14 protein-coding genes are annotated in these 15,131 nt (G+C 39.9%); 6 read left to right on the top strand and 8 right to left on the bottom strand.

Annotated features, from left to right (window positions below; all coding sequences use genetic code 11):
* The first annotated feature begins 98 nt into the window (after positions 1-98).
* The 5 genes from trpS to N6H18_RS13580 all read left to right on the top strand — a co-directional run bounded on the left by trpS (position 99) and on the right by N6H18_RS13580 (position 5,626).
* Entirely contained in the window at positions 99-1,067 is a 969-nt protein-coding gene (trpS, locus tag N6H18_RS13600; RefSeq protein ID WP_262308824.1) for a tryptophan--tRNA ligase, read from the top strand.
* 11 nt (positions 1,068-1,078) lie between these two features.
* Entirely contained in the window at positions 1,079-2,806 is a 1,728-nt protein-coding gene (locus tag N6H18_RS13595; RefSeq protein ID WP_262308823.1) for a phospho-sugar mutase, read from the top strand.
* 234 nt (positions 2,807-3,040) lie between these two features.
* Positions 3,041-4,012: a calcium/sodium antiporter gene (locus tag N6H18_RS13590; RefSeq protein WP_262308822.1), complete on the top strand. Its 972-nt coding sequence runs from the start codon at positions 3,041-3,043 to the stop codon at positions 4,010-4,012.
* 162 nt (positions 4,013-4,174) lie between these two features.
* Positions 4,175-4,708 carry an RNA polymerase sigma factor gene (locus N6H18_RS13585; RefSeq protein ID WP_262308821.1) on the top strand — a complete coding sequence of 178 codons (534 nt, stop codon included), beginning with the start codon at positions 4,175-4,177 and terminating at the stop codon, positions 4,706-4,708.
* 12 nt (positions 4,709-4,720) lie between these two features.
* Entirely contained in the window at positions 4,721-5,626 is a 906-nt protein-coding gene (locus tag N6H18_RS13580) for a hypothetical protein (protein ID WP_262308820.1), read from the top strand.
* On the opposite strand, the gene trmB is transcribed toward N6H18_RS13580, so the two are convergent.
* The 6 genes from trmB to N6H18_RS13550 form a co-directional block, all read right to left on the bottom strand.
* Positions 5,623-6,285 (bottom strand): tRNA (guanosine(46)-N7)-methyltransferase TrmB, encoded by a 663-nt coding sequence (trmB, locus tag N6H18_RS13575; RefSeq protein WP_262308819.1) that lies wholly within the window; start codon positions 6,283-6,285, stop codon positions 5,623-5,625. The two genes, N6H18_RS13580 and trmB, sit on opposite strands and share 4 nt — an antisense overlap.
* Positions 6,285-7,571 (bottom strand): bifunctional folylpolyglutamate synthase/dihydrofolate synthase, encoded by a 1,287-nt coding sequence (locus N6H18_RS13570; RefSeq protein WP_262308818.1) that lies wholly within the window; start codon positions 7,569-7,571, stop codon positions 6,285-6,287. Before N6H18_RS13570 ends, trmB begins: the two co-directional genes overlap by 1 nt.
* Positions 7,572-7,575: 4 nt before the next feature.
* On the bottom strand, positions 7,576-8,400 hold the full coding sequence (locus N6H18_RS13565; protein ID WP_262308817.1) for a hypothetical protein: 825 nt from the start codon (positions 8,398-8,400) through the stop codon (positions 7,576-7,578).
* A 2-nt stretch (positions 8,401-8,402) separates the two neighbouring features.
* Positions 8,403-8,792, bottom strand: coding sequence for an ExbD/TolR family protein (locus N6H18_RS13560; protein WP_262308816.1), 390 nt, complete (start codon positions 8,790-8,792; stop codon positions 8,403-8,405).
* Positions 8,793-8,801: 9 nt separating this feature from the next.
* Positions 8,802-9,503, bottom strand: coding sequence for a MotA/TolQ/ExbB proton channel family protein (locus N6H18_RS13555; RefSeq protein WP_262308815.1), 702 nt, complete (start codon positions 9,501-9,503; stop codon positions 8,802-8,804).
* Between the two features lie 68 nt (positions 9,504-9,571).
* The gene (locus N6H18_RS13550; RefSeq protein ID WP_262308814.1) at positions 9,572-10,870 is read right to left on the bottom strand and encodes an SPOR domain-containing protein; all 1,299 of its coding nucleotides are present in this window, start codon (positions 10,868-10,870) and stop codon (positions 9,572-9,574) included.
* 206 nt (positions 10,871-11,076) lie between these two features.
* Here N6H18_RS13550 and N6H18_RS13545 point away from each other — a divergent pair, with 206 nt between their 5' ends.
* On the top strand, positions 11,077-11,451 hold the full coding sequence (locus N6H18_RS13545; protein WP_262308813.1) for a hypothetical protein: 375 nt from the start codon (positions 11,077-11,079) through the stop codon (positions 11,449-11,451).
* Positions 11,452-11,664: 213 nt separating this feature from the next.
* On the opposite strand, the gene N6H18_RS13540 is transcribed toward N6H18_RS13545, so the two are convergent.
* A complete protein-coding gene (locus N6H18_RS13540) occupies positions 11,665-12,519 on the bottom strand; it encodes a DUF4249 domain-containing protein (RefSeq protein ID WP_262308812.1) in 855 nt (284 codons plus the stop codon).
* A 2-nt stretch (positions 12,520-12,521) separates the two neighbouring features.
* The gene (locus tag N6H18_RS13535; RefSeq protein WP_262308811.1) at positions 12,522-15,050 is read right to left on the bottom strand and encodes a TonB-dependent receptor; all 2,529 of its coding nucleotides are present in this window, start codon (positions 15,048-15,050) and stop codon (positions 12,522-12,524) included.
* Positions 15,051-15,131: the final 81 nt, after the last annotated feature.

The raw sequence follows: 15,131 nt of genomic DNA, 5'->3' as shown, positions 1-15,131 counted from the left end.
GCATGAGTTTTTTTGATAGGCATTATTACATTTATTTTACCATCCATTACATCCGCAAAAACATCAAAAAATGACCTTTCAACAGGTCGTCAAAATTAATGGCAAGAGTATTAACAGGAATTCAAAGCTCAGGAAGACCACATTTGGGCAATATATTGGGCGCCATACTACCAGCGATCCAATTAACAGAAAAAGAAAATCAGGAGTCACTCCTTTTCATCGCTGATCTTCATTCGATGACAACTATCAAGGACGCAGCTGTACGAAAAGAAAATACGCGAGCCGTAGCTGCTGCGTGGTTGGCTTTTGGTCTGGACACCAGCAAATCCATCTTCTATCGTCAATCCAAAATCCCTGAAGTTTGTGAGCTAACATGGTATTTGAGTTGTTTGACTCCTTTCCCTATGTTGGCCAATGCACACTCTTTCAAAGATAAATCAGACAAACTCGCAGATGTCAATGCTGGCCTATTCACCTACCCTATACTGATGGCCGCTGACATCTTGATCTATGATGCCGAGATCGTGCCAGTGGGCAAAGATCAAAAACAGCATTTGGAAATGGCTCGTGACATTGCCAGTTCCTTCAATCACCAATACGGTGAAAATTTCATCCTCCCGGAATCTAGGATTGATGAAAACCTGATGACCATCCCTGGTACAGATGGACAAAAGATGAGTAAGTCCTATGGCAACACCATTGACATTTTCCTTCCAGAGAAGCAACTCAAGAAGAACGTGATGTCCATCGTGACCGATAGTCTCCCGCTTGAAGCCCCCAAAAATCCTGACACTTGCAATGTGTTCAATATCTACCAAATCATAGCATCAGAAGCCCAAATCCTAGAGATGAGAGACAAATACCTCGCTGGCAACTTCGGTTATGGGCACGCCAAAACAGAATTACTCAATTTGATATTGACCAAATATCAAAAAGAAAGAGAACTATTCCAGTATTACATGGAAAACGAGGCAGAGCTTGAGCAAAAACTACAAGAAGGAGAAGACAAGGCTAGAGCCATAGCAAACAAAGTACTAAAAAGAACCAAAGACATCATCGGATTTTGATAACTACTAACATGGAAGCATACATACAAGAATCAATCGACAAGTGGCTCAATAGCAACATTGACGCTGCTGACAAGCAATCTATCAAGGACATGATTGCAACTGGCAATGAAACTGAATTGATCGATTCATTCTACAAAGAGCTTGAATTCGGTACAGGCGGTTTGCGCGGCATCATGGGATTGGGTAGCAATCGTATGAACAAATACACTATCGGTGTAGCCACACAAGGACTGGCCAATTACCTCAAAAAAGAATTCAAAGGTGAAGAAATCTCTGTTGCCATCGCCTATGATAGTAGAAACAACAGTGCTTTCTTTGCTCAAACCACAGCCGCAGTATTCTCCGCCAACGACATCAAAGTCTACCTATTCGAAAGCCTCAGACCTACTCCTGAACTTTCATTTGCGATCAGAGAGCTAGGCTGCAAAAGTGGCGTAGTACTGACTGCCTCACACAACCCCAAAGAATACAATGGATACAAAGCCTATTGGGATGATGGTGCACAGATGATTGCCCCACACGATACCAATGTCATTGATGAGGTAAGAAATGTAGGAAGTTTTGACCATGTAAAGTTTGACGAAAAACCTGAATTGATTGTCAAAATAGGCCAAGACATAGACGAAAAGTATTTGGCTACTTTGGAGGCATTGAGCCTATCTCCAGACGCGATCAAAAATCAATCTGATCTTGCCATTGTTTTCTCTCCGATACATGGTACAGGGATCACTTTGGTTCCGACGATTTTAGAACGACTCGGATTCAAAAATGTAAATGTAGTTGCAGAACAAGCACAGCCAGATGGCAACTTCCCTACGGTAGTCTATCCTAATCCAGAGGAACAAGAAGCCATGAGCATTGCACTCAAAAGAGCAGAAGAGTTAGATGCTGATTTGGTCATGGCAACAGACCCTGATGCAGACAGAGTGGGGATTGCCGTCAAGAACAAAGAAGGAAAATTTGAATTGCTAAATGGTAATCAAACTGGTTCTTTGTTGATCTACTACCTCTGCATCAAGTGGAAAGAAAACAACAAATTGAATGGCAAGCAATTCATTGTCAAAACCATCGTGACCACTGAATTGATTAAAGACATCGCTACTCATTTTGACATTGAAAGCTATGATACCTTGACTGGATTCAAATTCATCGCTGGATTGATCAAGGAATTTGAAGGAAAGAAAGAGTTCATCGGAGGTGGTGAAGAGAGTTACGGTTATTTGATCGGCGACAAAGTGCGAGACAAGGATGCCATCGCCTCCTGTGCGATGATTGCAGAGATGGCTGCCTGGGCCAAGGACAATGGCAAAAGTGTCATGGATCTACTAGAAGACATCTATGCCCAGTTTGGTATGTATTGGGAATCATTGTCTTCCTTGACCAAGAAAGGAAAATCAGGTGCAGAAGAAATCCAACAGATGATGAGTGATGCCAGAACCAACACACCTACACAGCTGGGAGGCTCACCAGTCACTACCCTGCTTGATTACCAACTGGGAGAGGCTACTGATCTCAAGACAGGTACCAAGACTAAGATCGACTTTCCTCAATCCAATGTCTTGCAGTTCCTGACAGAAGATGGCAGCAAAGTGTCCCTGAGACCCTCAGGGACAGAACCAAAAATCAAGTTCTATTTCAGCGTAAAATCCAAAGGTGGTATCACAACTGGTATAGATGCTCAAAAACAAGAGTTGACGAAAAAAATAGACTCTATCAAGAAAGAACTTGGCCTATAAGGCCAAGTTCTTTCCCTACACAAACGCAACCAAACAAAAACCTGCCAAAAAACAGCTTACTCACAAAATAGAACTCGCCTAATATATTTTAGGACTATAATAACAATAAGAGAAATACCTATTTTAGCTACCCAAAAATGACCCAATAATTCATGAAATAGTCTTAAAGTATTATGAGATATATTTATATTTCAATTCTAATACTTGAACCATCCAATCATTAAATAACGCTATATGGTCATTCCATTGTTACTTATTACTGTCGGCTTTGTTTTGTTGATCAAAGGTGCTGACTACTTAGTAAATGGAGCTTCCTCCCTCGCCAAGAGATACAATGTTTCTGATATCGCCATAGGACTAACAGTCGTAGCGATGGGCACCTCTGCTCCTGAATTGGTAGTCAATCTGATATCTGGCTCTGGCGGTCACAACGACGTAGTTTTTGGCAACATCATTGGTTCTAATATCTTCAACACTTATTTAATCCTAGGCATCTCTAGTGTCATCTATCCACTTACCGTTCAAAAAAATGCACTTTGGAAAGAAGTCCCCTATTCTTTGGTAGCAACAGTTGTGTTATTCATACTCGTCAATGACCAATTGATTTTTGGAGCAGAACAAAATGAAGCCAGTGTATTAGACGGTATTATTCTTCTCATCATGTTCCTTGGCTTTCTGTATTATGTATTTCAAAACATGAAGCGAACTGGAGATACAGGAGGAGACATGGACGAAATCGAAATGCACAGTACGCTCAAGACCACCTTGATGATCATTTTTGGCTTGGCTGGGCTGACTTTTGGTGGACAAATGATCGTTGACAATTCGATCATCATTGCACATCATTTTGGGTGGAGTGAAAAATTGATTGGTTTGACCATTTTGGCGGCAGGTACCTCTTTGCCTGAATTAGCCACCACCGCAGTAGCAGCATTTCACAAAAAATCAGATTTGGCAGTTGGAAACATCGTAGGCTCCAATATCTTCAATATCCTATTGGTACTAGGGGCTACAGCTGTATTTCATGCACCATTAAGTTTTGATATTGACCTCAACATTGATTTGTACATCGTCATGATTGGATCATTTATGCTCTTCCTTTTCATGTTTACACTTCAAAAATATAAGCTTGACCGTGCCGAAGGTCTATTGTACCTAATAGGATTTGGCTGCTACATTACATTTCTGTACTTCAACAGAATGTAAATTCTTGATTCTCCTTAACAGTGCTTAACATCTTTTAACTCCCCGTTAACAGCTGCGTATGGGTGTGCCGCATAATTTACAGAAAATAAATTATCACGAGCAACCATATTCACATTGCACGCATTACTCAATCAAGAACATAACATTAAACATTCATATCAATTGGATGAAGGGGAACTAATTAAGGGATGTAAAGCTTTCGACGCTGCGGCTCAAAAAATATTATATGAGAAGTATGCTAGCAAGTTTTACGGTATCTGCTTTCGATATCTTTCAGACGAAGCGGAAGCGGAGGATGCCGTCACGGAAGGATTTCTAAAAATCTTCTCAAAGATCAACACATTTGAATACAGAGGAAAAGGAAGTTTGGAAGGATGGATGAAAAGAATAGTAGTCAATGAATCTCTGATGCTGCTGAGAAAAAGAAAGCACCACTTGGTTGAAATCAACCAAAGTGATGAGAAAATGAAATACGCAGATAGCATAGACAGCAATTTGATAGAAACAGACATTCTTGAACAGATCAAAAAACTTCCGAAAGGTTATAGGACAGTATTCAACATGTATGCCATAGAAGGCTACAGTCATAAAGAGATTGGAGAAAAACTCGGAATCAGCGAAAACACTTCCAAATCTCAACTCAGTAAAGCAAGGGCTTCATTGATCAAATCACTTGTCCACATTGGAGCCATTTAATAAGTATCAATCATGAACGATCAACACCAAAGCACGAAAAATATCAATCTAATTGATCGCGTTTGTCAAAATGCAAGCAAAACTGCTGACCACTTGTTTCTTAGTACTTCGAAAAAGGCCAGCATTTGGGAGAATCTTTCTAAAAAGCTCTCAGAAGTAGACAAACGAATTTTGACTTGGTTCTTTGCCATGGCAACTTCTATCTCCCTACTCATTGCAGGTAGTCTTGACCTTTTGCATTTCGACAAAATATCAAAACCCGCAATTGAAAAACAAATGGGCTCTGCCCCACTCAATCGTATCAAGACAGAAATAGCACTTACTTCTAAAGAATCGTCAATCTGTCGTATGAATTCAAAAGGTATAGCAGAAACACTGAGACCTTTGACAGTCGCTTCAATACCCACTATTGTGTATGATCACAAAGAAACCATACCAGCAGTTGCAGCAAAAGAAGCGGAAAAAAAAACCTCTTTTCCTATTGTAGAAAAATTCAAACCTAACTTTTTTGGATCACTCGCCATCAGCAACATAGGTGCATCACCAGAAATCGGAATCAGTGCTCCCATACTAAAAATTGAATCAACCACGCATGTCCAACAGTTGAGTTTGGGAGTCTCTGGTCAGATGACTTTCTATCAAGAGCACTCTCCAGAGTCTAAAGTTGTCAACCAAGCTATTCCCTCATACTACGTCAATCTAGAATATGACATCAAAGGAAAAAATAGCAAGTCATCAGGTTGGGGAGCCAGAGTCGGCTACCGAATCAACTCTGGAGACAGTAGCTTGTTTGACAAACAAACCATCAAGGCAAGCGTTCACAAGAACATCAACAACCATATTAAGGTCGGACCAGAAATCATCTTTACCAATAACTTCAAGAAAGTGTACCCAGGTATTGCTTTGGTGGTGAGTTAAGCAAACTGAAACTTGAGATACTTGATATCTTCCCCTTTGTCATAGAAGAGTTGCTCATACTTGGTCTTCACTCCAAAATGCTCATTCATAAACTCAGATTCGTACAAGTTATGGGTATGAGATAAGTTTTTGACTTTGACCTGACCAGTTTGTATCAACTCCAACGTGTAATCAAACAATGACGTACTATCTGTCTTGAACTTCAACCAACCATCCTCAGCCAACAAGCTTCGGTACATCTCCATAAATCTGGGGGAAGTCAATCGTCTTTTTTCATCCTTGTCTTTGGGTCTTGGGTCAGGGAAAGTCACCCAAAGCTCTGAGATTTCGTTCTCGGCAAAATGCGTATCAATCTGTTCGATTTGTGTACGCAAAAAAGCAACATTCTCCATCTGGTTTTTGACAGCATAGCTACTTCCTACCCAGATTCTGGCACCTTTCACATCCACTCCTACAAAATTCTTTTCAGGAAAATTCACGCCCAATCCAGTCGTGTATTCGCCTCTGCCACAGCCCAACTCCACCACCAATTCGTGATCATTCTTGAAATGCTCTGACCTCCATTTTCCTGCCAATTGGCCATAACACTCCTTGCCCGCCTCGACCACATTGTATCTTACTGCATTGTCAGCAAACCTCTCTAATTTCTTTCTTCCCACTATAAATCTTTTATTTCAGCTACTACGAATGTACTCCCTCCTACAAAGATCAAATCCTCCACGCTGGCATTCTTCAGCGCAGCTTCATATGCCTGATCTACTGATTCGTACGAATGATAAGTCAGATCATATTGCTTAGCATACTTCTGCAAATCATCAACAGACAAAGCCCTAGGGATTTTCGCTGCACAAAAATAGTACTGAGCATCCTTCAATAGCAAATCAAATATCTTTTCGATGGATTTGTCAGCAGCCATTCCCCATACGACATGAAGTTTTGTTCCTTCTTTCTTCGTATGGCTCAATCGAAGCATCAACTCCTCCAAGGCTTCTTGATTGTGTCCGATATCAGCTATCACTGTGGGGTTCTCCCTGACGAGTTGCCAGCGACCTTTCAGTCCTGTATTAGAGACTACCTTGTTTACTCCGTTGATTACATTTTCTTTTGAGATGTGAAAACCACTGGAACGCAATTGCTCTATGCCTTTGATGATAACAGGTACGTTTTTCAGCAATGAATTTCCTCCCAACTCCGAATCAAAAGAATACTGATCCCCAGTTGCTGTTTCTATCAAAGAAAGTGACCTGTTCTCTGATTGGGAGAGTACAAATCCTTCATGAGCATCTACGAGAGTAGCATGCTTGATCATGGCTTGATCTTTCATGACTTGGTGTGCCTCATTTGTTAAGCTACCTAATACTATGGGAGTATTGGACTTGATGATCCCAGATTTTTCTTTGGCAATATTGACGATGCCTTGTCCCAATATATCCTCATGATCTAGTCCTACAGAAGTAATCACTGACAATACTGGTGAGATTACATTGGTAGAATCCAGCCTCCCCCCTAAACCTGCTTCGATCACTGCTACGTCTACATTTTGCTTGGCAAAATATTCGAATGCCATGATGACAGTCATCTCAAAGAAAGAAGGCTGCACTTCCAGCATCAGTGATTTACAATTCTCAACAAAATCAACCACAAAATCTTTGTCAATTTCTTCTCCATTGATCCGAATCCTCTCTCGAAAGCTCTTCAAATGTGGGGAAGTATATAGGCCAACTTTGTAGCCCGCCTCCTGCAATACTGAGGCAAACATATGCGCTGTAGACCCCTTGCCGTTGGTACCTGCTATGTGAATCGATTTGAAGCCATGATGCGGGTTGGAACGAGCCTCAGCCAAAACGAGCGTATTGGTCAAATCCTTTTTGAGAGCAGCTTTTCCTATCCTTTGAAAAATCGGCAACTGCTCATAGAGGAAGTCCAAAGACTCCTGATAATTCATAATTTTAGTTGGATTTGATAACAAATGTAATTTTACCCGTGGATGTAGAAGCAGTGTTGCGGTTATCTGAAGTTCTACTGAATGTCAATTCTGTAATCGATTTTTTATACACGTTTGCTACCGCTGGTGATACAGTTTTTTGCAGCTCCTTTACATTTATAATCTCGCCATCACCATCAACAGTAATTTCAAAAATGATATAACCCTCTTCTGTAGACTGATCATTAGGATTGGGCTTAGAATCCCACATCCAACCACTCAAATCTAGACTAGCACCTTTGTTGCCGCTACCTCCTCCTGGTTCTGATTTTTTGTAAATCGCTCTGTCATCCACCTTAGGTTGACTATTGGTGGTAGTAGCCTTGGCTTCTTCCTTCTTTTCTACTGCCTCTTTTTCTTTGACTTCAGTCTTTTTCTCTTCTTTGACAGGTTCTTTCTTGACAACCTTCTCCTCTACTTTTTTTACTACATCAGGGCTATTGATATCCTCAGTCTTCGCGACTTCATCTACCACTTTGTCAGTAGAAGTAGCTTCTGTTTCTTGTGCTTTTTCTTGAGAAGCAGTCTCTGCCTTTTCTGTCACCTCCTCTGCTTCTTCTGTTTCCTTTACTTCTTCGACTTTGGCTATTTCATCTGCCTTGACAGGCTGGTCAGATTCAGAATCACTGATTACTTCATTGCCCAAGTTGAATTCTATGCCGTACTCTGGTATCGGTGGATCTGGCTCAGTCCATGCCATCATGAAAAAGAACAACATGATGAGCACAGCATGTACCCCTACACTGATGTAAGCACTCGTTATCTTATTTTTTTTCTCGTTCAGATCCATTTTTAGTCTGGCTTGGTAGCCAAGGATATCTTCGCTTCTAATTTGGTCGCAATACTTGCCACATTGACTAGGTGCTCTACAGGAACAGACTTGTCACAATGAAGGACTACGACCCCTTCTTTCTCATTCAGCTCAGCTTTCAAAGCCTGCTCTAACCCATCAAGGCTCACTTTCCTTTCGTTGACAAAATATTGTAAATCAGGCGTAATAGTCACACTCACCTTTTGCATCACAATATTTGAACTCTTGCTGGTAGGCAAGTTGACTGGAAGTCCAGACGGAGTGATAAATGATGAAGTCAACATGAAAAATATCAACAACAAAAAGATCACATCTGTCATGGATGACATAGCAAATGATGCGTCTACCTTATGTTTGCTTTTAATGTCCATGTATCCGTATTATTTCTTCTGTGGTTCTTGGAGGAGGTCAATAAAGTTGATAGAAGTGTATTCCATCTTATGAATCAACTTGCCCACTTTGGTAATCAAATAATTGTAAGCGATATAACTAATGATCCCTACAAACAAACCCGCTGCAGTAGTAATCATGGCTTCATATATACCACTAGACAACAGCTTTGGACTGACAGCTCCTTCCTCCTGTGCTATTGACATAAATGCCTGAATCATACCCGTAACTGTACCTAAAAAACCAATCATGGGTGCTGCACCAGAAATAGTCGCTAGCAGGGTGAGATTCTTCTCCAATTTGTAGACCTCAATTTTACCTACGTTTTCTATTGATGCCTCGATGCTTTTCAAAGGATTCCCAATTCGAGACAAGCCCTTTTCCAGCATTTTGGCGATCGGTGTAGAATCTCTGGCGCAAACACTTTGGGCTTCTGCTACTTTACCAGCAACTACCATATGCTTTACTTCGTCCATCAAACTATCTGGAGTCTGACTCGCTGCCTTGATAGTCAACAGTCTTTCAACCAAAATGTAAGTACCTAAAAGGGATAACAACAAGATGGGCAACATCATATAACCGCCCTTGAACAATAAATCCAGAACCGATACTTCTGCTATAGGTTCTACCAATGTTTCATCTACAGGTAACTCCTGCAATACAGAAATCAAAATCATACTCAGTATTTTCATATCATTAGTTTAAACAAAAAAAAGGCCAGAAATGACCTTTTTAAATTTATATTTTTATCTAACTAAAATTAGTATTTCAATGCCCAAACTTGCGAACCAAATTCGTCTTTAAAGCTATTCAATTGACTAGCAGCATCTCCATAGGATGGAAAGTCAGCCACCGATACTCTGTATCTCTTTGAGTCGCCAAAAGGTTGAATGATTTTTACTCCTTTGCCATCTGCACTCAATTTATTTGCATAATCCATAGCCAAATCTTCATCAATAAAGCTACCTATAATCACATAGGACTGACCTGTCTTAGAGCTTACTTTCTCAATCTGACCTGCAGGGGCAGAGCTAGCTGCTGCCAATTTTGGTTTTGGTTTATCAGTCGTAGATTCGAGCGTTTCTTCTGCATTTTCAGCTACGACTGGAGTTTCTTCAGTCACTACAGGCTCGGCAACTTCTTTCTTCAATACAGGCGGTTGTTTCTCAGTCTTTGCCACTGTGCTCTTTTCAGCATCTTGTCCTCCAGACAACCACAGCATTCCCGCAGCAATAACAGCTATAACTACCACACCGATCACGATGATTTTGGTGAAACCTCCAGAAGACTCATTATAAGTATATGCCTTGTAATTATCAGGCAATTTTTTATCATCGGAAGGGGAAAAATCATCGTCATCATCATTGGACGATCCATATGATACGCTATCAGCATCAAACAAAGAGTCAATATCAGAATCACTTGATTCTATGTCGGCAGAGAACAATGAATCTCCAGAATCCAATTCGTCATCGTCATCATCAGCAATCCCCAATGCAGCCAAATCATCTGGACTATCAATACTAGCCAATAAATCATCACTTGACATGACTGGTTCATCAAAATCATCACTTGCACCAGCAGTGTCTTCTACATCATCACTCTCGAAAATAGAACCACCCGTATCTGAGTCTCCTAACAGATCGTCATAATTCATGCTACTTCCAAAATCTGTACTCAATGAATCTTCTTCCTCATCATCACCTAAACGATCAGATATGAGCTGAGCACTATCTAGAACATCTTCAACTTCTTCGATACCTTCATCCAATACAGAATCTAAATCAACTCCTTCGTCCATGTCACTATGAAAACTCCCTGATACATCAATATCATCAAGTACACTCATGTCTATGTCATCAGACCCAGAAAATGGCACCTTAGTATTTGATTTTTCAGGAGATGAAATCTCTTCGTCAGACTCCTCATCATCAAAGGACATATCCAACTCTTGTAATTCATCAAATTCTAAATCAGGCAACCCGAAATCATCATCGGAAAGATCTTTTGACGATTTTTTTTCTTCCTCTGATCCTTGGTTAAGCTTGTCTTGAGCCATAGTCAATCTTATTGTTGATATTATAAAATACTGTATTATTAATTCTCGTCAGTAAATGTAGAGAATTAATTTGACTTTACAACTTAATCGTAAGCTTTGTAAAATACAATAATATTACCAGTAATATTGCACTATTGAATTGGGTAAAATATTTTATCTAACCTAATATCAATAGCTTTTTCAATCAATTAAACCCATAAAACCACATGTATTCTACTAAACAGTATATTGTTTTCTTCATATTTTGTGCCCTACTTTTTAGTTGCAGAGGCAAGCAACATTTGGAGCAAACTACAATAGATTCAGCACTTTGGGCGGAAGATATCAAAACTTGTGGAGATTACAGAAACACAGTCGTTGAGCAGATTGCTGAAGTAAATAAAACTTTATCAGGACTTAGAGAGAGTGAAGTAATGGATATCCTTGGGAAACCATATCAAATCCTGCTCCACAATAGAAATGAAAAATTTTTTGAATACAAACTAAGATGTGATAGCTTGTATGAAGATCAAAATCTACGAATTCGTTTCAATGCATTGGGGTATGCCAATGAATCACTGGTCGTGAAAAAAGAGAATTAATTCTATCTCAAAGTGAATGAAGCCGCGTGCTTTTTCTCAGTCTGATTGTCATCGGTCACTTTCTTGATCACTAGAAGACACACCAATACCAACATCATCATCACGAACTTTCTATTCTTCATCTTTGATAGGTTTGTTTGTGCAAAGTTGATTGATTGAGATTTAAAAAACATGAGCATAAATCTCATTTTGAATTTTAAGAATTTTACCTATCTACTGCTGGATTCCTGAAACAACTTGAGCCTCAGAAGCTCCAAAATATCCAAACACTTGGATTTCAGGAGAACTCAGACTACTAATATTTCCTTCTAGTATACTTGGTTTTGCGTTTGGTGTCAGCGTACTATTATCTGTTTGACCCTTGAGTTGTACATAATAGTTATATGCCTGCTCTGACAAGGAATATTGAACCACACTGACGGAGTCTCCCTTCTTAAACAGCACATTGTTGGCATCTACTCGGAACCTATTGCCATCCAAAAACAAATCATCAAAGAGAACCAACTCTGAGGGTGTATTCCTCAAGACACCGTTGACATACACTTTCCATCTGAAATAATTCCTAACATTAGGTTGATCTTGGATCATCGCAGACACATAGTAATTTGCTTGATTCTCCTGTACCTCAAAACGACTAGGGTCCACAACGAAACTGACAAATGAGGAATCAATTTTTGGTAGGGGCATAAGATACTCTGTCGTAGATACTAAAGTATCTTCCTCAACGATCACATACAAGAGGTAACTCTCTCCTACTTCACCTATGAATCCATCATCTTCAGGAAAGTATATACCCGAATTCTTCTCTTCCACAAAACGATATCTAGCTCCAGATCCTGAGTAAACATATACCTGCGCATCATTAACCAGGGGGTAAGCTTCCCTGTCATTAAACCCATTACTTTTCGTCAAACTAATTTGGTATTGCTCATCCTGATTGGTCAACCATCCAAAAACCACAAAATCGGATTGACCAGAACCTAACTCCAGCGAAACAGGTTCAATGCATCCTGCAAGAGACCATAACACTCCGACAACAATCAACCTTATGTATTGGGTAAACTTCATGATCAAAACCTAAAATTGTATGTGATTGAAGGAACAGGGAAAGCCAAAACAGACAATTTCTGAGTAGAAGATTGATTAGGATTGTCTTCATCTGCTGTAAAAAAGTAGGCTTGTGTATTTTTCCTACCATAGAGGTTATATACAGAAAACACCAAGTCCGATTCATACTTTCTCTTTTCTCCTGATTTCTTGTACGGACTGATTTGATAGGTAGCTGCCAGATCTAAGCGGTGATAATTACTCAATCTGTCATGGTTTCGATCTGGGTAATTAGGCACCAATATCCCGTCTATCTCATATTTAGAGTCTGGAAACGAATACGGCCGTCCTGTGTAGTACACAAAGTTGGAAGAAATTGACCAACGCTTGTTCATCTCAAAAACAACTGTCAGTGCAAAATCATGTGTCCGATCATAATCAGAAGGATAATAGTTTCCTTCATTGATTTCCAACTCTTCAAACTTGTTTTCAAACTTCCTCTCAACTTTGGACAAGGTATATCCAGCCCAACCCGTCCATCTACCAAAAGTCTTCTTTACAAAAAACTCCACCCCATAGGCTCTTTCTGAACCATAGATCAACTCTGTTTCTACTGTTTGATTGAAAACCAAGTTCGCTCCATTCTTGTACTCAACCACATCTTCAGAATTCCTATAATACAACTCAACAGAGGCATTCATATCAATCAAAGGAAAGTACCGATATATACCAGTAGTGTACTGCTGCATAAAAGTGGGCAGAATGTTGTATCCACTCATTACCCAAGCATCTGACGAAGAAGGAGACGTAGTATTGGACAACAAGTGCATGTATTGAATAGAACTGGTGTAACTCAACTTGGTAGATGAGTTCTCTCCCAATTGAAACTTCAAAGTACCTCTAGGTAATAGCCTCCAGTAGCTTTTCACATTCTCTTTCGTATTGGCTCGCAGTGTATCGACTATTGTTGCATGGCTCTTTGGTTGATTTTCCTGATATACATAGACATCGGAAGCTCCCTGGTTACGAAAATTGGTCAATCGGAAACCTAAAGAAGAAGTCAATCTACTCCCAATCCGGTTTTCAGAAGAAACATAAATGGCTGACTCCAACCCTCTCTCATCTGGAAGTGAAACATCATCACCAGAGGTATCCAAACTACCTGAGACCAATTCACCAGGCAACAAATCATGCCATATCGCACTCACTCCCCAGTCTAGTATATTTCTAGGGTTAAGATAGCTAGTCACATCCATTTTCAAAGCATAATCATTGATCGTGGCTCGTCCTTCATAATCTCTAAATTCCTGAGTTTCGATGACACTGTAGCGATAGCCACTGTGATAAAAGGTTGTATTAAAAAAATGCTTGTTCTTCCATATATGATTCCATCTCAACGATGAAATTGAATTGCCCCACTTCTGCAAAGCATCGGTACCATACTTGGTCGCATCTGCTCCCCAATAGCCAGACAAATAGACTTTGTTGTTTGAATTGATGTTGTACTTAAATTTTCCGTTCACATCTTGAAAATTAGCTCTGATGTCATTGAACAATGGGTCACTAAGATTCCTCAATATCAAGTCCCAAAAAGTACTCCGTGCTGAAAACAAATAAGTAAGTTTTTGATCCAAGGCTGGACCTTCTACCATCAATCTGCTAGTAATCAATCCCAAACCTCCAGAAACGTGAAAATCATTCTCATTCCCTTCTTTTTGACGTACGTGCATGACCGAAGAGTTTCTTCCTCCATATTTGGCTGGGAAATCCCCTTTCAAAATCTCCACATCACTGACAGCATCTGGATTAAAAACTGAAATCAATCCAAAAAAATGATTGGAACTGTATAGCACTGCCTCGTCCAACATGACCAAATTTTGATCCGAGCTACCTCCTCTCACATTCACTCCTGACACGCCTTCACCTATATTGGTAATACCTGGCAACAGCAATGATCCTTGAAAAACATCTACCTCTCCCAAATAGGGTATTCGCTCAGCCATCTCCATATCTATCCGATTGGTGCTTGACAAAATGCTATGAGCCTTGATATCCATCGGATTTCTTTCATCGATTTGCAAACTTTCCATTTCTATGGATTGAGGTTTGAGTTCTATGTCATTGTTGACATTCTTGAACATGTCGATACTGAAATACTTCGTTTCATAACCTATGTACCGCACTTCTACCTCATATTTACCTCTAGGCAAGGTCAATGAATAATATCCGTAGGCGTTGGAGGATACTCCCGAGGCTATTTCTTTGATATATACCGATGCCCCGATCAGTATCTCACCAGATTCGATGTCTTTGATGACCCCATCGATCGTGTATTTGTATTCGCTCTTAGGTCGTTCATAATACTTTAAAACAATCTGATCATTGACAACTTCATAATTCAAATTTTCATTCTCACAGATCTTGGTTAAGATGAATTTCAACCTAGTGATTTTGGAGTCAAATACGATTGACTTGTCCAGCGGGACAATGTTGTCGTGATAGGAAATCGATATGTTATGTGCAGGGAGTACCCTTTCCAACAATGTCCTCACTTGATACTTTTTTTTGGACAGTACAATTTCTTGATTGAGGACATCAATTTGGGCACAAATCTCACTGGGAAGAGAGAGTAA

Source organism: Reichenbachiella agarivorans (assembly GCF_025502585.1).
Taxonomy (GTDB): Bacteria; Bacteroidota; Bacteroidia; order Cytophagales; family Cyclobacteriaceae; genus Reichenbachiella; species Reichenbachiella agarivorans.
The sequence above is the reverse complement of the archived record's forward strand: the minus strand, read 5'-3'. Positions and strand labels throughout refer to the sequence as shown.